Genomic DNA, 21,673 nt, shown 5'->3' on the forward strand with positions numbered 1-21,673 from the left:
AGTATGGAAGATATCTATAAACTTATAGATGATATCAACTTACAGAAGTTAGATAACTTAGATACACGTGTAAATGACGCGTTAAGTTCTCCAAAAGACGATGCACTCTTTATTCTTGGTGAAACATTATACAATTATGGTTTAATGCCACAAGGACTTGAGGTATTCCGCACGCTTTACCACAAATACCCAGACGAAAGTGAGCTCTTAATCTATTTTATTGAGGGACTTATTGCTGAAGATCAAACTGATGAAGCTTTAGAATACCTTAGTACAGTGGAATTATCTACAGAGCGTTTGATGTTAGAAGCAGATCTATATCAGCAATTAAATATGCTTGAAGTAGCCATTGATAAATTAGTAGAAGCCATTGACATTGAACCCAATGATCCAATTATACATTTTGCATTGGCAGAATTACTTTATTTTGATGGTCAATATCTACGCGCTTCTTCAGAATATGAAACTGTGCTTGAAACAGGCGAATATCAAATAAACAACATTAATCTATTCTCACGTTTGGCTGATTGTAGTTTGCAAAGTGGTAATTATGGTGATGCGATTAAAATGTTTGATGAAATTAATGAAGATGAAATGGACTCTGAAATATACTTTAAAAAAGCGATTGCATATGAAAAGAATGATTTAACTCAAGAAGCCATCAAATTAGTTCAAACATTATTATCAAAAGACCCAGATTTCCTCCAAGGCTATTTTTATTTACAACAATTATACGAAAACGAACATAACCATGCAGATGCGATTGAAATTGGTAAAGAAGGATTACGACTAAGTCAATTCTATAAAGAATTAATGGTCTCAACAGGTAGTATTGCTATTGAACATGGTGATGCAAATGAGGGTGTAGAATTGTTATTACAAGCTTTAGAAGTAGATAACGCATACCAAGAACCACTCTTAATCTTAAGTGATTTCTTTAGACAAGAAGAAGATTACAACGCACTTATTGGACTATTGCAACATGTTGACGAAGAAGACTTAGATCCAGTGTTCATGTGGCATTTAGCACATGCGTTAGGCCAAGAAGAACGAGATAAAGAAGCTCAACACTTTTTTGAATTGGCTTATCCAACAATGCGTACACAATCTGCATTCTTAAGCGACTATTACTTCTATCTTGTAGAGATTGGTTATATTAAACAAGCTCAAAATATTTTAAATCAATTACTTGAAATGGACCCGTCAAATGAAACTTGGCACGATGAAGCTGAGCGATTGCAATCATTCTAATTAGTTAGGAAGGTGAGTATAATGACTGATACACTACAACAAGTAAAGGCTAGTTTTATTGAATATATATTATTCCAATATCGTTTTAAATCTAGAATAAGTGTATGGGTATTGAATTTAATAAAATCCTCACCTGAGTTATTGCAACACATTCACTTTGTTGATGCATATATTTCTAATCACAACACGCTAGAAATCGCGACAGATAATACAAGTCAACCAGCGATAAAATTCACAATGCAAAATCAAGTAATGATTAACAATGACAAAATATTTGATTATATCGCGGATCAAAAGATATCTTTTGATATTAAATTATATTTAAATCAAGAAGAAGTGCGAGATACAAAATTAGATGAATTATTATTAACTCAATTGCTAAATTCGCCATATTATGCGATATATATTCAAGATATATATCGCATTCCATTATCGAAACAAAGCGAGTCTTCTATCATCAAACATTTACAAGATAACATTGACCTTAGTTTACAATTGCACGACAAGGATTTATTTTATCAATTATCTCAAATTCTTAATACTTTTAAGTTAAGAAATTTAAATATATTACCGAAGGATTGACAGTATGAATATGAATACGCTCTGGCAACTTATTATTTATAACAAAGGTATGTTGTATTTCTTATTAGTATGTAATTTATTAGGGACAATTTATGGGTATATTTGGTATGGTTCACAAATAAGTATTACACAATGGCAATTCATACCTTTTGTGCCCGATAGCCCAACTGCATCGCTTTTTCTATGTATTGCTATCGCAGGTTTGATTATAGGCAAGAATTTGCCTATTATTGAAGCGCTCGCATTTGTTTCACTCATTAAATATGGTGTATGGGCTGTCATTATGAATATCATTTTATTTATTCAATACGATATGATTACAATCACAGGTTGTATGCTCATACTATCTCACGGTATTATGGCAATTGAAGCTTTCATTTTTTATCCAAGATTTAAAGTGACTATCGTAGCATTTTTTATAGCGATGGTATGGGTTTTCCACAATGACATCATCGATTATGTATTTATGCAATATCCTTATTATGATTTTATTGCGAGTCATGTCGAATCAATAGCTTATTTGGCATTTTGGTTAAGTATTATGCCTTTAGTGTTATATTTAAGTTTAACTCGATTTAAAAAGGATAAAATATTTGACCATTATTAACGTCCACAGTAAAATATTAATAAAGGAGTGAGGATTTTTGTCTTTTATTTATATGATTATATACTTTGTTATTTTAATGGTCTTGCCTCTATGGGCACAGCACAAGGTTAAATCTAACTATGAAAAGTATTCACAAGTAAGATCTACTAGTGGTAAAACAGGGCGAGAAGTGGCTCTTGAGATACTTCATTCAAACGGTATTTATGACGTAGATGTTGTAGAAGGAAAAGGTTTCTTAACAGATCATTATGATCCTAGTAAAAAAGTGCTTGTCTTATCACCAGCAAACTTTAGCAGACCTTCAGTAGCTGGTACTGCCATCGCAGCGCATGAGGTAGGCCACGCGATTCAACATGCGCAAGGTTACTTCTTCTTAAGATTTAGAACTTCGCTGGTACCTCTAGCTAATATTGGTAGTTCATTAGGTTATATGGCAGTATTTGCTGGTATTATTTTAACTAGTTTACAGAGCACATTAGGCTCTACCGCACTTTGGATTGGTATTGCTTTAATGTCATTTGCAGTATTGTTTTCAATTATCACATTACCAGTTGAATTTGATGCAAGTAGTAGAGCGATGAAACAAATTAAAAGTTTAGACATCGTTAACGAAAATGAATATCGACATGCTAAGAAAGTACTATCTGCAGCTGCTATGACATATGTAGCATCAACTGCTGTAGCATTAGCAGAACTTGCACGTTTCATTTTAATTGCTAGATCAAGTGAATAAACTATTAAGATATCTCCTATCATGTTTACATGGTAGGATTTTTTTATACCGCAAATATGATTATTGATTATAAAGACAGTGAAAATCTTAGATTTGCCACAAACCGCACTATGTTTCGTCCTTATTTGAAGTGTACGTGTAATGAGTCCTTTTTAAATTATCCAAAATGAATAAACTATCAACTGATTTTTAAATATAATCTAAGGGTTGCAGGAATAATGCATGAAGCATAAAATTAGTCTATACTATATAAGAAAACGTTAGAATGTGAGGCGTTTAATATGAAATCAATGAAAGATATGCAAACTGAAGTTGATACGTATATCAGTCAGTTTAAGACAGGTTACTTTTCTCCTCTAGCAAATCTGGCAAGATTATCTGAAGAAGTAGGGGAATTATCAAGAGAAATCAACCACTATTATGGGGAGAAGAAGAAAAAGGATACAGAAGAGGTTAATTCAGTAAAAGCTGAGCTCGGTGATAATTTATTCGTGTTATTGTGTATTGCTAATTCCTTAGATATAGATATGACTGAAAGCTTTAACGAAACTATGGAAAAATTTAATACACGTGATAAAAATCGTTTCGAAAGAAAATAGATTAATATAATCAAAGAAAGGGTGTTCCACCTATGAAAATAGGCATTACATGTTACCCATCTATGGGTGGTTCTGGTATTATCGCAACTGAATTGGGTATCAAGTTAGCGGAAAGAGGTCATGATATCCATTTTATAACATCAAATATACCTTTTAGAATTCGCAAACCTTTATCGAATATTACATTTCACCAAGTTGAAGTAAATCAATATGCAGTGTTTCAGTACGCGCCATATGATATCACTTTAAGCACAAAAATTGCTGAAGTCATTAACGAATATGATTTAGATCTATTACATATGCATTATGCTGTACCACATGCGGTTTGTGGTATATTAGCTAAACACATGTCTGGTAAAGACATTAAAATAATGACAACACTACATGGAACTGATATTACCGTATTGGGTTATGATCATTCTTTAAAAAATGCAATAAAGTTTGGAATAGAAGGTAGCGACATTGTTACAAGTGTAAGTAAATCACTTGCACAGCAAACAACAGATATCATTGAAACTGATAAAGAAATTATTCCTATTTATAATTTCGTTAGGGAAAAAGAGTTTCCTACAAAAGGTGATACACCAAGCAAAGCAGATTTAGAATTAAAAGCATGTTATGGTATAAATCCTGAGGATAAAGTGATTATCCATGTTTCTAATTTTAGAACTGTCAAACGCATTGAGACAGTTATTGAAACGTTTGCTAAGATACATCAACAGTTACCTTCAAAACTTATTCTTTTAGGTGATGGCCCGCAATTAATGGATATGAAAGAAAAAGCACGTGAACTCAATATAGAAGATTCGGTACTTTTTTTAGGTAAACAAAACTGGGTAAGTGAATTTTATCAGATTTCTGATTTAGTGTTATTATTAAGTGAAAAAGAGAGCTTTGGCCTCACGTTACTTGAAGCAATGAAGTCAGGTGTCTTACCTATTGGTTCAACAGCAGGTGGCATCAAAGAAGTCATCAAACATAAAGAAACAGGGTTTATTGTTGATGTAGGAGATAGTAACACGGCAAGTACATACGCATTGGAATTACTAACGAATGATAAATTGTATAACGAAATGCAACAACGTATGTTAGAAGACGTTGCAAAACGCTTTTCTTCTGATTTAATCGCTGACCAATATGAATACTATTATAAAAAAATGTTAGAGGATAATAATGACTAAATCAATATTTGAACAAGCAAAACCTATTTTAAAAACTTTACAATCAAATGAATATCAAGCATTTTTTGTTGGTGGGTCCGTCAGAGACTTTTTAATGCATAAACCAATTCATGATATCGATATTACTACAAGTGCGATGCCTGAAGAAATCGAAGCCATATTTGAAAAGACAATCCCTATTGGTAGAGAGCATGGCACTATTAATGTAGTTTATAATGGCGAACATTACGAAGTTACAACTTTCCGAGCAGAGGGTGACTATGAGGATCACCGTAGACCTAACGAAGTTTTTTTCGTTCGCGAGTTATACGAAGATGTTAAAAGACGTGATTTTACGATGAATGCTATAGCAATGGATGCAGACTACCATATCCTCGACTACTTTGGTGGTCAACAAGATATCGATCACCATATCATAAGAACTGTGGGAAATGCACACGAACGATTTAATGAGGATGCTTTGAGAATCATAAGAGGCTTACGTTTCCAAGCACAACTAGGTTTTACAATAGAAGAGAACACTTTTCATGGTATGAAATCACATATCAGTGATATTAAATATCTATCAATTGAACGTATTGTTATTGAACTTAAAAAATTAACATCGGGTCGCTATATCGATCGTAGTTTCCAAAATTTACAATATTTTAAAGCGTTTAACTACATCCCATTTTTTAAGCACTATGATTTATCGCAAATGATTTTAGATGAATCGGTACCATTTTCATTGTTTATAGCTTTATTAAAAGTACAACAACCGAATGTAAAAGGTCATCTTAATGACTTAAAAATAAGTAACAACGAAAAAAAACATATAGGTAAGTTAGAAAGCATATTGACCCAGTTACCGAACATTAAATCAAAATCGGATTTTAAATTATTTGTTTACGATTATAGTCAAAAAGACATATTAAATGTATTAACCTTTACAACGTTAATCGTCAAAAATAATTTGCCAAATGTTTCACCGTTAATCGTTAATGCACAATCTGTCAAAGAGATTGCTAATCAGCTCCCTATTCAATCTAGAAAAGAAATCGACATAAATGGTAAAGATTTGCTTAATCTCGTAAATAAACCAAGTGGCCCTTGGCTCAAGACAGCGCTAAGAGAAATTGAGTGTGCCATTATAGATGGAGACGTCCAAAATATTAAACCAGAACTCATTAAGTGGGTGAAAACGCATGTCTAAATACAGTAAATATGTGATGCAACTGTTATATCAACATCAATCCAATTATATTTCTGGTCAATTTATTGCTGAACATCTCTCTATATCTCGAACAGCAGTTAAAAAGGTGATTGATCAACTTAAAAGCGAAGGGTGCTATATAGAATCTATTAACCACAAAGGTCATTGTTTAATTGAACTCCCAGATAAATGGTATAGTGGGATTGTAGAGTCTTTAATTGATGCACAAGCGATGTTCAACCATGTCGAGGTGTTAGAACAGATTGATTCCACACAATTATTAGCCAAACAAAAACTGGTAGGGAATTCAGAGACCTTTATGATTTTAAGTGACGAGCAAACAAACGGTAAAGGGCGTTTCAATAGACCATGGGATTCACCCCGTGGTAATGGGCTATGGATGTCTATCGTTTTGCGTCCCAAAGTATCATTTGAAATGATTACTAAATTTAATTTGTTTATGGCATTAGGTATTAAAGATACAATGCAACGATTTTGTAATGATAAAGTAACTATAAAATGGCCGAATGATATCTATATAGATGGTAGAAAAGCATGTGGTTTTTTAACTGAAATGGTGGCTAATAGTGATGGTATAGAAGCAGTTATATGTGGTATTGGCATCAATATGAATCATTTACCTGATGATTTTCAAGGCGAGCTACAACAGAAAGCTACAAGTATGAGAATACATGCTAACCAAAAAATACATCGTTATCAATTATTAGAAGTATTGATTCATCAAATCGAAAAACGTTATAACCAATTTCTAAATCAACCATTCTCTACTATTCGAAAAGAGTATATTGAAGCTTCGAATATTTGGAATAGAACCCTAAAATTTACTGACAATGGAAACCAATTTCAAGGAGAAGCAATCGATATTGACGACGAAGGTTATCTTATCGTTATTGACAACCAAAAAGAATATCATAAATTAATGAGTGCGGATATTGAACTTTAATATAAAAGAAAGGAGGAATGCATATGACACAACCTTGTTATGCTGTTGTTGATTTAGAAACAACAGGTAATCAATTGGATTATGATGAGATCATTCAAATAGGAATTACTTTTGTGCGTGAGAATAAAATCATTGGCACCTACCATTCTATGGTTAAGACAGATTTAGAAATTCCTCCTTTTATACAGGCATTAACTTCAATTGAAGAAGAAATGCTAGATCAATCACCATATTTCCATGAAATTGCCGAAGATATTTATAAACAAATTGAAGGTTGTATTTTTGTAGCGCACAATGTAACTTTCGATCTAAATTTTATCAAAAAATCTTTTAAAAATTGTAATATTAAATATCGACCAAAGAAAGTGTTAGATACTTTGGAATTGTTCAAAGTAGCTTTTCCAACAGACAAAAGCTATCAGTTGAGTGAATTAGCTGAATCGCACGGCATCGCTTTAAACAATGCGCATCGCGCTGATGAAGATGCGGCTACAACTGCACAGCTTATGATTTTGGCATTTAATAAATTTGAAGCATTGCACATAGATACTTTGAAACAACTATATTATCTAAGTAAAAATTTAAAATATGATTTACATGATATTCTTTTTGAAATGGCAAGAACTCATACAAATAATGTATTAGAGGACGATTTTACACAATTCGAACAAATTATTTACAAAAAACAAAAAGATTTTAAAGCGCCAACAGCAAACTTTAATGGCACACTAAAAGATTTATATTCCGACCTCACAGAGAAACTCAATTTGACCTATCGGCCACAACAATTATATTTATCTGAAATTATATTAGAACAATTGATGAATAGCGAAAAAGCAATGATAGAAGCACCGTTAGGCAGTGGTAAATCATTTGCTTATTTACTTGCATCACTCATGTATAATATTGAAACAGGCAAACATGTAATGATTTCAACTAATACAAAATTGTTACAAAATCAATTATTAGAAAAAGATATTCCAGCAATTAAATCAGCTTTAAATTTTAAAATAAATGCGTCGTTGATTAAAAGTAAACGAGATTATATTTCTTTGGGATTAATGAGCCAAATTTTAAAAGATGAGTCTAATAATTATGAAGTCAGTATTTTAAAAATGCAATTACTCATATGGATCACAGAAACTAATACTGGTGATATTCAAGAGTTAGACTTAAAAGGCGGTCAAAAAATGTATTACGAACAAAAATTAGAGACTTATGTGCCAGTTCGTAATGATATCAATTATTTCAACTTTATTAAACGCAATGCTCAAAATATTCAAATCGGTATTACCAACCATGCTCATTTAATCCACGCATCACACGACAATACAATTTACCAATTATTCGATGATTGTATTATAGATGAAGCACACAGATTACCAGATTACGCATTAAATCAAGTCACAAACGAATTAAGTTATGCTGATATTAAATATCAATTAGGTCTGATTGGTAAAACTGAAAATGAAAAATTGTTAGCAGCTATAGACCATTTGGAGCAACAACGTATCCTCGAAAAGTTAGATATACCTCCAATTGATGTTTTTGGCTTAAAAACGAATATTAATGAAATACATGATTTAAATGAGCAACTGTTTAGCACTATGTTTCATATGATACAACAATCGGAAGTTCACGATGATGACGCACATAAAATTCATTTCGTATATCATTTTGATGTAACTCCAATTTTGAATGATTTACATTCTATTATTCATAAATTAAATATGACATTAGAATTTTTCAATGGTATGAGCCACAAAACAATTAAAACAGTTAGAAAGCAACTATTATATATCACTGATAGGTTTAGAGCGATTGAAAATAGCTTAAAAAATAGTCATATTAGTTATTTATCAATTAAAAATATCCATCAAAAATCTACAATAAAATTGAATGTTAAAGATTACGATGTCAAAGAGATATTAACCAAACAAGTATTAGATAAATTTAACGCTTTAACCTTTATCTCTGGTACATTAACATTTAATCACTCATTCGAAAATTTCAAACAATGGTTTAATAAAGATATAACATTCAATACCTATGAAATTGATACTTCTTCAGTGTCTCCGAATCAAACAACTGTCTTTATACCAAATGATGTAGCGTCATATAACTATAAAAATATAGACGATTATGTGAGTTCTATCGTTAATTACGTTATTGAATATACTACTATCGTTGAATCAAAATGTTTAATACTATTTACAAGCTACAAAATGATGCACATGGTACAAGAATTATTAAATGAGTTACCTGAATTTGAAGATTATGTCGTATTAACACAGCAACAAAACCAAAACTATAAAATTGTACAACAATTTAATAGTTTTGATAAAGCAATTCTATTAGGTACTGGCACATTTTTTGAAGGCTTTGATTTCCAATCCAACGGAATAAAATGTGTTATGATTACAAAATTACCTTTTATGAATCATAACAATACAAAATATTGGTTAATGGAATCTGAATTTACTTCAACATTTAAAGACTTTGTTTTACCGGATGCCGTTACTCGATTTAGGCAAGGTTTAGGAAGGTTAATAAGAAATGAACAAGATAAGGGTATTATAGTCTCTTTCGATGATCGTTTAATCCGAAGCAACTACAAACAATTCTTTGAACAATCATTAGAAAATTATCGTCAAAGAAAAGGCGATATCAAACAATTCTCAAGTTTACTTAAAAAGTTACAAAAAGAGACAAAACACCGCTAAAAGTTGATACACGCAACTAGAACTTGCAACTTGATTTTGTTAAAATATATAAGGATTAATAAAAGAAGATTACAATAAAATTAGGAGTTTAGTTATGAAGACAACGATAAAAGAAGCAAAACATTATATTAACCAAGAAGTAACTATTGGTGCTTGGTTAACAAACAAACGTTCAAGCGGTAAAATCGCATTCTTGCAATTAAGAGATGGCACAGGTTTTATGCAAGGCGTTGTGGTCAAAGCTGACGTAGATGAAGATACTTTCCAATTAGCTAAAGATATTACGCAAGAATCTTCACTGTATATTACTGGTGTTATCACTGAAGACAACCGCTCTGATTTAGGCTATGAAATGCAAGTTAAATCAATTGAAATCATTTCAGAAGCACACGATTATCCAATCACACCTAAAAATCATGGTACAGAATTTTTAATGGATCACCGCCATCTGTGGTTACGTTCAAAGAAACAACACGCGGTTATGAAAATTAGAAATGAAATTATTCGTGCAACATACGAATTCTTTAATAATAATGGTTTTACAAAGATTGATCCACCAATATTAACAGCAAGTGCTCCTGAAGGCACAAGCGAATTGTTCCATACCAAATACTTTGATCAAGATGCCTTTTTATCACAAAGTGGGCAGCTATATATGGAAGCGGCTGCGATGGCACATGGCAGAGTATTTTCATTTGGTCCAACATTCCGTGCGGAAAAATCAAAAACACGTCGTCACTTAATTGAATTCTGGATGATTGAACCAGAAATGGCATTTTGTAACCATAATGAAAGTTTAGAGATTCAAGAACAATATGTGGCACATGTTGTTAAATCAGTTTTAAATCATTGCAAATTAGAATTAAATGCATTAGAGCGTGAAACATCTAAACTTGAAAAAGTCGCGACACCGTTTCCACGTATCACATACGATGATGCAGTTATATTCTTAAAAGAACAAGGCTTTGATGACATCGAATGGGGTGAAGACTTTGGCGCTCCCCACGAAACTGCAATTGCAAATCATTATGATTTACCTGTATTTATCACTAACTACCCAACAAAAATCAAGCCTTTCTATATGCAACCAAACCCAGAGAATGAAGAAACAGTCCTTTGTGCTGATTTAATCGCGCCAGAGGGTTATGGTGAAATCATTGGTGGTTCAGAACGTATCAATGATCTTGCATTGCTAGAACAACGTATCAATGAATTTGAATTAGACCCGGAAAGCTATAGTTACTACCTAGACTTACGTCGTTATGGTAGTGTGCCACATAGTGGTTTCGGATTAGGGCTTGAAAGAACAGTCGCATGGTTATCAGGGGTAGAACACGTGCGTGAAACCGCGCCATTCCCTCGTTTATTAAACCGTTTATATCCATAGTACAATCAATGAAACTAACTACGTCCAGTCTATTTATGGCTGGACGTTTTTATAACAACTATATAAGTAGGAGGAAATCATTTGGATAAAGATATACTTAAAACAAGGCCTGTGGTTATTCGTAAAGAATTATTAGATCACTACAATGAGTTAGGTATCAATGAGCGTGAACTAGTCATTCTAATTAAATTAATCTACGCATCTGAAACTACGAATAAACAGCCGCCCATTGAATCTTTACAAAGAGGCACATCACTAGATTCAAGAGAAACTACTTCTATCATACAAAGTCTGATTCAGCACGACTTATTAGAACTAAATGTTAATAAAGATGAAGAAGGTAAGTTCACTGAATATATGAACCTCGACCAATTTTATAATAAATTAAGTGATATAATCGATCAAATTAATGTAGATAAAAGTCACAAGCAATCTGAGCTTGAATTTAACACGCTTTTTCAAAAAATTGAGCAAGCATTCGGTAGGCCTTTATCACCATACGAAATTGAGACTTTAAACCAATGGTTGGATGTAGACAAACATGAATTAAGTATCATTCAAGCAGCTTTGGATGAAGCACAAAGTCAAAATAAACTTAATTTTAAATATATTGATAGAATATTATTAAATTGGAAAAAGAACAATGTAAAAACCATTGAAGATTCAAAAAAAATAAGCCGACAATTTAACCAACCTAAAATGAAACACACAATTAAAAAAGTACCTAAATTTGATTGGCTTAATGAGGAGAATCAAGATGATAAGTAATAAAAAAGCATTAGAAATGATCGATGTTATTTCAAATATGTTTCCAGATGCAGAATGTGAACTTGTACATGAGAATCCATTTGAATTAACCATTGCAGTATTGTTGTCAGCACAAACTACAGATGTTTCAGTAAATAAACTGACTAAACATTTATTTAAAAAGTATAAAACCCCCGAAGATTATATTAATGTTGATATTTCAGAACTCGAAAACGACCTTCGCACCATTGGTTTATATAGAAATAAAGCTAAAAATATTCAAAAGCTATGTCAATCATTGTTAGAAAAATTTAACGGCATTATCCCAGAGACACATGCTGAACTTGAAAGTCTAGCAGGTGTGGGGCGTAAAACAGCAAACGTAGTTATGAGTGTAGCTTTTAATGAGCCTTCGTTAGCTGTGGATACACATGTAGAACGTGTATCTAAACGATTGGGTATATGTAGATGGAAAGACAACGTAAGACAAGTTGAAGATAAATTATGTAAAGTAGTCCCAAGAGAGCGATGGAATAAAACACATCATCAGCTCATTTTCTTTGGACGCTATCACTGCCTAGCACGCAGCCCTAAATGTGATATATGTCCATTATTTGATGTATGTAGAGAAGGACAAAAACGATATAAAGCAAGTTTGAAAGAAGTGTGAACTGATTGATTTCAAAAGAAGACTTTAAAGACATGGAATTACAAATTGATGCATTTTCTAAACAGAAAAAATTAAAATCACCACAAGCTAAAGCATTATTAGATCAATATTTTGGTATGATTGAAACTTTTTTTTTACAAATCAATGGTATTAATACAATTGACTTTAATCATTTATCCGACTATCCTATTGTGCCTATGAATTTTGAAGAGCGTTATCATTATATGGTTGCTCGGAAGTATCATTTTATGGGCTATAGACAAATGAAAACACTCAAATCAGAATTAATTAAAATGAATGCTTCGTATCAAATTCGTCAAAAAAAGAAGGGAACGGGACAAAAATCACATTTTTCTGAGTAGATGACGAAGATTGGTTATGGCTTTGGTTACTAAATAGAATATAAACGTACTGCTATAAAAGTAATTGTCTCCATAAAAGGTGTGTAAAAGAAATTTTAGACGTAGACGCTTAACCTATTATTATGGTTACGCAGCCCTTGGCTCATGCGTAAGTATGCTTTATATAACCACCAAAATAAAAGAGAGGTCTTTGAAGCATAAATGTCTCTAACTCATAAAAAAACGTCAGTTTGTATTGTCACTGAACCAGATTTCTACGCTTTTTTTACCAAAAAACAGGACTGATTTTTGTATCAGTCCTGTTTAGTATAGAGCCTATAAAATGAGCCCCAAAAAGTTTTCTAACTAAAGCATTCTTTTTGGGGCTAAATTTTGGGATGGGTATCCCAAGCACTTCTTATTGTTATGAGTTCATATTAATAACTATTTCACTCAAAACATTTAATTAATCGTTACTCGAACTATTTCTATTAGAATCGGATGATGAGTCACTGTTACTATTACTGTTACTATTACTGTTACTACTGCTGCTTCCACCTTGACCTTGTGGTTTTTTGCTCGTTGTATTGTCATCAGAATGACCTGCAACAGATAAACTATCTTTACTATCACCATTTACTGAATCAGGTTTTGTAAAGTCTTGACCATCTCTAGGTGAAATTGTACTCATTACATCTTCAAATAAAAATTGTGGATATTCTTGTTCTTCGTGACCAACAAATGAGTTGACGCCACCTTGTTTAACTTCATTGAATCCCATCCAAACGGACATACTATATTTTGGTGTAAATCCATTCATCCAAACGTCTTTTGCGGCATCATCAGGTAATCCGTACTCTTGATATGTTTGGTTACCATAAGTACCTGTACCAGTTTTGGCGCCAACATTCACACCAGAAATATTATGACCATAAGCAGAACCATATGCTTCGAATGTACCTTTAAGTACCTCTGCTAGCATGTAAGAAGTAGAGTTTTTCATCGCTTTTTTACTAGTGTGATCATAATTAATTACTTCTCCGTTTTCTTTTTCTACTTTTTTAATTGAATGCGCATTATTATATTCGCCGCCATTTGCAATAGCTGCAAATGCTGATGCTAATTGAGTAGGGGAGAATTCTGATGATGAACCACCTAGTACTTCAGAAGGCCCAATCTCTCCTTCATAATCTAAACCTACATTGTTAGCAAATTGTTTTGGTGCATCATTACCAGCATTTTCTTTGGTAGATTGCCAAGTTTTTAACGCTGGTATATTGAAACTTTGACGTAGGGCATCATATAACTTAACTTCTCCGTGACCTTCCATATCATAGTTTCTAAATGTCACGCCATCTACTTGATAAGATTCTTCGTCCTGGATAGCATGATTTGTAGCCCAATTCATATTTTCTATAGCTGGGCCATAAGCTAAGAACGGTTTTAATGATGAACCAGTAGGGTGCGCGTCAGTAGCCAAGTTTCTATCAACAACATCTTTGTAATTTCTACCACCAGATACTGCAACTAATCCACCAGATTCACTATCTACGATAGAAGCACCAACTTGTTGGTCTTCATTTTTATAGTAGCTACCATTATTTACACGATCTTGTAAAGTTTGTTGAACATCTTTATCCATATTTGTGTAAATTTTAACACCACTATTTAGAACTTCGCCTAAGTTTTTACCTTTAAATTCCTTATTATTCATTAATTCTGATTTTACGAAGTTAATATATGAGTCATATTCTTCAGTTGAATTATCTTCGCTGACTTTGCGTTCTTCAGAACTTCGGTTAACTAAGTTATCTTCTATAGAGGTGTCTTGCGCTTCTTCTTTTTCTTTCTTAGAAATTCTATTATGATATTCCATTAAATATAAAACAGTGTCTTTACGCGACTCTGCTGCTTCTGGATGATCATAAATATTATATGTGTTCGGAACTTGCGGCAATCCAGCAAGATATGCTTGTTCAGCTAAATTTAAATCTTTTAAATCTTTATCAAAGTAATACTTAGCTGCAGCTTTCACACCATAAACACCGTCTGAATAGTAAATTTTATTTAAATACATTTCAAAAATTTCATCTTTACTATATTCTTGTTCGAGCCTATACGATAAGTAAGCTTCTTGAGCTTTACGCGCAATTGATTTTTGATCCGTTAAGAACGAACGTTTAACCACTTGTTGCGTTAGCGTTGAAGCACCTTCTGAACCAAATCCACCTGTAAAGTTTTTAGCTACGGCGCCAAACAAACGTTTGTAATCAAGTGCACCATGATCATAGAAACGATTATCTTCAGTTGCTAATACTGCAGCTTTCATGTTTTTAGGCACTTCGTCTAAATCAACATGTTCTCGTCGTTGTCCATTATCAATGGTTTTAATCAAATCACCATCTTTATCGTATATTTTAGCAGGAATTGGATCTTGTAATTTTGATTCTGTAAATGCAGGCGCTTTCCAAGCATAATAAGCAAATAACAAAATACCAATTAATGCTAGAACAATAAATGCTATGATGAGAAATCCAATTATCTTGATAATTGTTCTTTTTATATTCCTATTCTTTTTTTCTCCAGACTTACTATTCTTATTAGAATTCGTAGTCCTTTTCTTCTCCGTCATACGCGGTCCTCACTTTCATCTAATATCAACTTATCAACTGCTTTGAGGTAATTCAATCTTGGTTGATACTGATAAGGAATATAGTAACCATTTTTTCTTATTTCTTCAACCGTAATCGACTTTTTAATCTCTTTTTTAAACCGATGCCAATAATATTTAAATTTGCTATAAGGCAATAAATAAACTTCATCTATTAATTTAAAGCGTATTAATAAAAACACTGTACCTCCTTGTTCAAAACAAGCATCCATATGTAACACTTGATGTTCATGCATGTTATTTAATGGAAAGGAAGTTTTATTTTTTGTTTCCTTCGCTTCAAAATCTAAGTAATGCCCGTTATAAATACCATTATAATCAGTAGTCGAAGGCGTTCTGAAATAAGCCTCATTAATCACTGCCTTACTTCTCATAGGATAATGAACGTTTACTATTTGTACCGGCGTTGGCTTTTTATGTATAACAGCTTGTCCGAGTTTCAAATAGTGGGTGTTTGATAATTCAATATCATTCTCTAGTGACATGCCTCTGCCACCATAGTTTATTTTACCCTTTTCTTCCTTATGAGTTCGTCCGACTTGAGACTTATTTCCATAAAATGGTTTCCCATTAGGATAATTCATCGTTTTTCACCACTTTAATTTGGTTTCAAAAACTTTTTTCATTATACCTGAAAACTGTCTTTTTTTCCAAACTATGATATATAAAGCAATGTATCTGTACATACATCATGTATATTTTAACGTGCTTTGTTCAATTAAACAATATTAGACGTTAAATATGCTTTATATATGACATAAATGTAAGGTGTGCATTTCAAAAATGACTATTAAATTCATTTGTGGTAAATTTAGTATGTAGGAGGAAACTTCATGCAACAATTATTCACCCAACTATTAAATGATGTACAAGTTATGCAAGACAGATATGAATTTGTCAAAGCAGATGTCGTAGACTATGACTTTTATAAAGACGTTGTACCATTCACTAGAAACATAGATGAACTATTAGTTTCATTAAAAGCTTACGAAGCTAAAATGCTTCAATTACCTTATATGAATAAGAGAAAATTTGATTTATTAATATCAAACATTGAAGCTTTATCAGTAGAATGTCATTTCAAAAGAACAAGCCGAAAGCTATTCACTGAAAAAGTGAAAGCTGTACAATATGATTTAAGTTATATACAAAGAAGTGATATCAACTTATGATAAAAACAATTTATGTCACAGGTTATAAATCGTTTGAACTTAATATTTTTAAAGATGACGCACCTGAAGTTTCTTATTTAAAAAAATTTATTGCTCATAAATTAAAACAGTTGATTGAAGAAGGACTTGAATGGGTATTAATACAAGGACAGATGGGTATAGAATTATGGACGGCTGAAGTGGTTATTAATTTGAAAGCAACATATCCTGATCTCAAACTTGGTATCGTTACACCATTTTATGGCCATACTGATAAATGGAATGAACAAAATCAAGCAAAATATAACCGAATCGTACAACAGTCTGATTTTGTAGATAGCGTGTTTCACACGCCTTATGTAGGGCCACATCAATTTAAACAGACAGATCAATTTATGCTCGATCATACAGATCAATCGCTACTCATTTACGATGAGGAACAAGAAGCCAGTCCAAAATACTTTAAGCAAATGTTAGTTGATTTTATGGAAAAAACAAATTATACTTGTGACATTGTTTCGTTCGATGAATTAACGGAATTTATTAACGATTTGCAGTGGTCTCAAGAACAAAGTTTCGAATGAGGTGGGAAAATATGTCAGATATTTCATTAAAATTATCAGCTAAAGATATTTATGAAAAAGATTTTGAAAAAACTATGACACGTGGGTATAGAAGGGAAGAAGTAGATGCTTTCTTAGACGACATCATAGCTGATTATCAAAAGATGGCAGATTTAGATAATGAAGTTGTTAAACTTTCTGAAGAAAATAATAAACTAAAAAAAGAACTTGAAGAATTGAGATTACGTGTAGCCACATCTAGACCACAAGAAAATAAAAACTTTTCGTCTAATGGTAATGTCAATAACAATTCTAGCAATAATGGGAACAACGTAGATATTTTAAAAAGAATTTCCAACTTAGAAAAAGCTGTGTTTGGAAAGTAATACAACCATTATAATTTAAACGAATATACCAACGTAGATTTGTAGTATCTACATAAAGATAAGTTTTGAAAAATCAAAACTTATCTTATTTTATTTGTTTTGAAATGTTAAAAATGATATACTACTAAGGATGGTGTTTTGGGTAATCGCTATAGCGATATAGAGGAAAGTCCATGCTCACACAATCTGAGATGATTGTAGTGTTCGTGCTTGATGAAACAATAAGTCAAGGCATTAAGTTGACGGCAATGAAATAACCTAAGTCTTAGGATACGGTTAAAATAGTTTGAAAGTGCCACAGTGACGTAGCTTTTATAGAAATATAAAAGGTGGAACGCGGTAAACCCCTCGAGTGAGCAATCCAAATTAGGTAGGAGCACTTATTTAACGAAATTCAACGTATAAATAAGGCATACTTTTTATAGTATGTAGACAGATGGTTACCACCGGCGTACGAGTGTAACTAGTACACGTTGGCAGTACAAAGGTACAAAACATGGCTTATAGAAACATCATTACTAGGCCCAAGCTCTCCCATACAGGAGAGCTTTTTTAATTGTTAAAAATACGAATTTAAGATAAATTATAACTTTCTAATAAAAACTTCTTACACAAAGTGGGCAAATACGTCATAATTGTGATTGAACAGACTTGAAATAATCATAATTTTAATTCAATCATTTTCTGTTAAAAAGATATTTGAGACTAAGATATTAAGTTACATCATAACCTCTAGAATATGGTCATATCTATTTAAAATAACTTTTGATAAAATATAATTAAAACAATATAAAAAAGGAGCAAAACAATGTATCAATTACTAGCTGTATGCCCTATGGGATTAGAAGCCATCGTTTCAAAAGAAATTCAAGAGCTTGGTTATGAAACAACTGTGGAAAATGGCAAAATCTTTTTTGAAGGCGATGAAACTGCAATAGTTAAATGTAACTTATGGTTGCGTACTGCAGACAGAATAAAAATTGTAGTAGGTCAATTTAACGCTAAAACATTCGATGAATTATTCGAGAAAACGAAAGCATTACCTTGGGAAACATTAATTGAAAAAGAAGGGAATTTTCCAGTACAAGGCCGTAGTGTTAAATCAACATTGTTTAGTGTTCCAGATTGCCAAGCAATCGTCAAAAAAGCGATTGTAGAACGTTTAAAAGAAACTTATCAAGAAAAAGGTTGGTTAAATGAATCTGGTGCTAAATACCCGATTGAAGTCTCACTATTAAAAGATAGCGCCTTACTCACAATCGATACTTCTGGCTCAGGGTTGAATAAACGTGGTTATAGGTTGGCACAGGGCGAAGCGCCAATTAAAGAAACGCTTGCTGCTAGTTTGATTAGACTAGCAAATTGGACTGGAGATACACCCCTAATTGATCCATTTTGTGGTTCCGGGACAATCGCAATTGAAGCATGCCTAATTGCTCAAAACATTGCGCCAGGCTTTAATCGTGACTTTGTTTCAGAAACTTGGGAGATCATGCCTGATGGATTATATGACCAATTACGAGATGAAGCAGATCAACAAGCGAATTACGATAGACCATTAGAAATCTATGCGTCCGATATTGATCCAGAAATGATAGAAATAGCTCGCAGAAATGCTGAAGAGGTCGGTTTAGCAGATATTATTAATTTTAGCGTTAAAGATGTTAATACATTATCGATAGAATCAGAAGAACCAATCGCATTAATTGGTAATCCACCTTATGGTGAGCGTATTGGTGACAGAGAAGAAGTTGAAGCAATGTATCGCTACATCGGTAAGTTAATGCAACAACATCCTTATTTATCATCATATATATTAACAAGTAACAGTGAATTCGAATTTTTAGTTAATAAAAAAGCAACTAAAAGAAGAAAATTATTCAACGGTTATATCGAATGTACATATTATCAATATTGGGGTGATAAAAAACCTAGAAAGTAAACCATTTTAATTTTTAGAAAGAGGTGCCACAATTGAATAGTGAATTTAAAAAAGGTATATTATTTGCTTTTAGTGCCTACATATTATGGGGGATCCTTCCTATATATTGGGATTTAATAGAAGACATTGGCGCATTTGAAATATTAGCGTTTCGGATCATACTATCAATGATATTTATGTTATTGGTTGTCGTATTCACTAAAAATACCGCGCCTTTCAAACGCGATGTCCAACAACTGATAACTAACCCTATACAACTTGTAGCTATAATTGTAGCTGGTTATGTAATCACGGTTAATTGGGGGACGTTTATATGGGCAGTTACAAATGGTCACGTGTTACAATCGAGTTTAGGATATTACATCAACCCACTTGTAAGTATTTTACTAGCGTTGATATTTTTAAAAGAACGTTTTAATAAATTCGAATGGATAGCTATTGGATTTGCAGTAATTGGTGTATTATATATGACTATTAAGGTAGGAGTATTTCCTGGCATTTCATTACTATTTGCTTTTTCATTTGGTATATATGGCCTGATTAAAAAAATTGTACCTATAGATGCGATTAGCAGTATTACAATAGAATGTATCGTTACTGCTCCAGCTGGGATTATATATTTATGGTATATATGGCAACAAGGTAGTCTAACATTTGGGTATAATAGTTCTTCATTTTGGTTGATTTTCTCAGGTGCCATAACTGCAATTCCGCTTATACTATTTTCAGCAGGTGCTCGAAGAATACCACTTTCTTTAACTGGTTTCATTCAATATGTTGGTCCTACAATCATGTTTATATTAGGTGTTTTCTTATTCAAAGAACCATTTAGTATGGACCAATTTGTTACATTTATTTTTATTTGGGTTGGTATCATTATTTATAGTACTTCTCAATATATTAAGATCAAAAAAAATAAAAACCCAGCAATCAATTAAAAACACTCATTATTTCTCTAAAGGTAATGCTCGTATAATTACCCTTAGAGATTTTTTATAATATATTAAATCGATATATACATTTAAAATGCACAAGCTATTAACTCTTTTTTAAAAAATAATACACCAAATATATTATTAGTATAAATAGCTTATTTGTAGTATTGTTAAAAGAGATAGAGAAAACGGTTGATTCAAAATAAACATTATATTATCAAGATAATTAAAAAATAAAATTTATTTCGCTATTTTTAAAGCATATATAATAATGGAGTGATTTTATGACAAGAGTATTAATATTAGGGGCAAATGGAGCTGTTTCTAAAGCCGCTATTAATTCATTTTTAGAGAACACATCTTATACATTGAGATTATTCTTAAGGGATGCGAATAGATTACCTGACTATGCATCAGACCGTATAAGAGTACGTGAAGGCGATGCTACAAATTTTGAAGACGTTAATCATGCGATGGAAGATGTTGATATCGTCTTTGCCAGTCTTTCTGGAGAATTAGACAAAGAAGCAAGCAATATTGTTAAAGCAATGGAACAAAATAAAGTTGACCGTTTAATATTTGTGGCTGCTTTAGGTATATATAATGAAGTTCCAGGTGAATTTGGACAGTGGGTCGATGAGCAGATTAGAGATTATTTACCTGTTTACAGAAAAGCAGCCGATATCATAGAAAATTCAAATATTAATTATACTATTTTAAGACCAGCATGGTTAACAGATACTAACGAAATTGATTATGAAATCACACATAAAACAGATCAATTTAAAGGGACAGAAGTTTCTAGAAAAAGTGTGGCTGCTGTAGCAGTTAATATCGCTAAAAATCCCAAACTTTATTTAAAAGACAACATTGGTATTAGTAAACCAAACACCAATTTTAATAAGCCGAGATGGAAATGAATAACGTTTATAAATAAACGAGGCATCATTTCAATCTAATTTTTCTCTCGGTATGTAAATGCCACCATTTTAGGTGGTATTTTTTAATTTGGAGTTTATAATATATTGCGCATATTTTTCAGTAATAA

At 32.2% G+C, this 21,673-nt stretch carries 21 protein-coding genes and 1 other RNA gene; 20 read left to right on the forward strand and 2 right to left on the reverse strand.

Annotation, left to right across the window (positions count from 1 at the left end; all coding sequences use genetic code 11):
* Positions 1-3 precede the first annotated feature (3 nt).
* From IEU88_RS04890 to IEU88_RS04950, 13 genes are all read left to right on the forward strand, one after another.
* On the forward strand, positions 4-1,251 hold the full coding sequence (locus IEU88_RS04890; protein ID WP_096809659.1) for a tetratricopeptide repeat protein: 1,248 nt from the start codon (positions 4-6) through the stop codon (positions 1,249-1,251).
* Positions 1,252-1,272: 21 nt separating this feature from the next.
* Positions 1,273-1,833, forward strand: a complete 561-nt coding sequence (locus IEU88_RS04895; RefSeq protein ID WP_103372626.1) for a YpiB family protein — start codon at positions 1,273-1,275, stop codon at positions 1,831-1,833.
* Between the two features lie 4 nt (positions 1,834-1,837).
* Positions 1,838-2,440 (forward strand): DUF1405 domain-containing protein, encoded by a 603-nt coding sequence (locus tag IEU88_RS04900; RefSeq protein ID WP_096809664.1) that lies wholly within the window; start codon positions 1,838-1,840, stop codon positions 2,438-2,440.
* A gap of 37 nt (positions 2,441-2,477) precedes the next feature.
* Positions 2,478-3,173: a zinc metallopeptidase gene (locus IEU88_RS04905; protein ID WP_096809666.1), complete on the forward strand. Its 696-nt coding sequence runs from the start codon at positions 2,478-2,480 to the stop codon at positions 3,171-3,173.
* Positions 3,174-3,454: 281 nt separating this feature from the next.
* Positions 3,455-3,772, forward strand: coding sequence for a nucleotide pyrophosphohydrolase (locus IEU88_RS04910; RefSeq protein WP_096809667.1), 318 nt, complete (start codon positions 3,455-3,457; stop codon positions 3,770-3,772).
* A gap of 32 nt (positions 3,773-3,804) precedes the next feature.
* Positions 3,805-4,953, forward strand: coding sequence for an N-acetyl-alpha-D-glucosaminyl L-malate synthase BshA (gene bshA, locus IEU88_RS04915; protein WP_103372625.1), 1,149 nt, complete (start codon positions 3,805-3,807; stop codon positions 4,951-4,953).
* Positions 4,946-6,145, forward strand: coding sequence for a CCA tRNA nucleotidyltransferase (locus tag IEU88_RS04920; protein WP_103372624.1), 1,200 nt, complete (start codon positions 4,946-4,948; stop codon positions 6,143-6,145). The genes bshA and IEU88_RS04920 overlap by 8 nt, the downstream gene beginning before the upstream one ends.
* Positions 6,138-7,109, forward strand: coding sequence for a biotin--[acetyl-CoA-carboxylase] ligase (locus IEU88_RS04925; protein WP_103372623.1), 972 nt, complete (start codon positions 6,138-6,140; stop codon positions 7,107-7,109). Before IEU88_RS04920 ends, IEU88_RS04925 begins: the two co-directional genes overlap by 8 nt.
* Positions 7,110-7,132: 23 nt before the next feature.
* Positions 7,133-9,832, forward strand: coding sequence for a helicase C-terminal domain-containing protein (locus IEU88_RS04930; protein WP_103372622.1), 2,700 nt, complete (start codon positions 7,133-7,135; stop codon positions 9,830-9,832).
* Between the two features lie 94 nt (positions 9,833-9,926).
* Complete coding sequence (asnS, locus tag IEU88_RS04935) at positions 9,927-11,219, forward strand: asparagine--tRNA ligase (protein ID WP_103372621.1); 1,293 nt, start codon at positions 9,927-9,929, stop codon at positions 11,217-11,219.
* Positions 11,220-11,300: 81 nt separating this feature from the next.
* Complete coding sequence (locus IEU88_RS04940; RefSeq protein WP_103372620.1) at positions 11,301-11,987, forward strand: DnaD domain-containing protein; 687 nt, start codon at positions 11,301-11,303, stop codon at positions 11,985-11,987.
* Positions 11,977-12,636: an endonuclease III gene (gene nth / locus IEU88_RS04945; RefSeq protein WP_096809674.1), complete on the forward strand. Its 660-nt coding sequence runs from the start codon at positions 11,977-11,979 to the stop codon at positions 12,634-12,636. The genes IEU88_RS04940 and nth overlap by 11 nt, the downstream gene beginning before the upstream one ends.
* A gap of 5 nt (positions 12,637-12,641) precedes the next feature.
* On the forward strand, positions 12,642-12,998 hold the full coding sequence (locus tag IEU88_RS04950; protein WP_103372619.1) for a YpoC family protein: 357 nt from the start codon (positions 12,642-12,644) through the stop codon (positions 12,996-12,998).
* A gap of 445 nt (positions 12,999-13,443) precedes the next feature.
* Here the strand turns inward: IEU88_RS04950 and IEU88_RS04955 are convergent, their stop codons facing one another.
* Both IEU88_RS04955 and recU read right to left on the reverse strand, forming a co-directional pair.
* Positions 13,444-15,609 carry a transglycosylase domain-containing protein gene (locus IEU88_RS04955; RefSeq protein WP_103372618.1) on the reverse strand — a complete coding sequence of 722 codons (2,166 nt, stop codon included), beginning with the start codon at positions 15,607-15,609 and terminating at the stop codon, positions 13,444-13,446.
* Positions 15,606-16,232 (reverse strand): Holliday junction resolvase RecU, encoded by a 627-nt coding sequence (gene recU, locus IEU88_RS04960; RefSeq protein WP_096809680.1) that lies wholly within the window; start codon positions 16,230-16,232, stop codon positions 15,606-15,608. The genes IEU88_RS04955 and recU overlap by 4 nt, the downstream gene beginning before the upstream one ends.
* 249 nt (positions 16,233-16,481) lie before the next feature.
* Between recU and IEU88_RS04965 the strand changes: the two genes are divergently transcribed.
* From IEU88_RS04965 to IEU88_RS04995, 7 genes are all read left to right on the forward strand, one after another.
* Positions 16,482-16,820 carry a DUF1798 family protein gene (locus tag IEU88_RS04965; protein WP_096809681.1) on the forward strand — a complete coding sequence of 113 codons (339 nt, stop codon included), beginning with the start codon at positions 16,482-16,484 and terminating at the stop codon, positions 16,818-16,820.
* A complete protein-coding gene (locus IEU88_RS04970) occupies positions 16,817-17,383 on the forward strand; it encodes an SLOG family protein (RefSeq protein WP_103372748.1) in 567 nt (188 codons plus the stop codon). The genes IEU88_RS04965 and IEU88_RS04970 overlap by 4 nt, the downstream gene beginning before the upstream one ends.
* Positions 17,384-17,394: 11 nt before the next feature.
* Positions 17,395-17,748, forward strand: coding sequence for a cell division regulator GpsB (gpsB, locus tag IEU88_RS04975; protein WP_096809685.1), 354 nt, complete (start codon positions 17,395-17,397; stop codon positions 17,746-17,748).
* Positions 17,749-17,882: 134 nt separating this feature from the next.
* Positions 17,883-18,257: RNase P RNA component class B (rnpB, locus tag IEU88_RS04980), an RNA gene on the forward strand.
* A gap of 299 nt (positions 18,258-18,556) precedes the next feature.
* Positions 18,557-19,690, forward strand: coding sequence for a THUMP domain-containing class I SAM-dependent RNA methyltransferase (locus IEU88_RS04985; RefSeq protein ID WP_103372747.1), 1,134 nt, complete (start codon positions 18,557-18,559; stop codon positions 19,688-19,690).
* A 32-nt stretch (positions 19,691-19,722) separates the two neighbouring features.
* On the forward strand, positions 19,723-20,628 hold the full coding sequence (rarD, locus tag IEU88_RS04990) for an EamA family transporter RarD (protein ID WP_103372746.1): 906 nt from the start codon (positions 19,723-19,725) through the stop codon (positions 20,626-20,628).
* Between the two features lie 281 nt (positions 20,629-20,909).
* Complete coding sequence (locus IEU88_RS04995; RefSeq protein ID WP_096809691.1) at positions 20,910-21,545, forward strand: SDR family oxidoreductase; 636 nt, start codon at positions 20,910-20,912, stop codon at positions 21,543-21,545.
* The last annotated feature ends 128 nt before the right edge of the window (positions 21,546-21,673 follow it).

The sequence above is a fragment of the Staphylococcus nepalensis genome, from assembly GCF_014635045.1.
GTDB classification, from domain to species: domain Bacteria; phylum Bacillota; class Bacilli; order Staphylococcales; family Staphylococcaceae; genus Staphylococcus; species Staphylococcus nepalensis.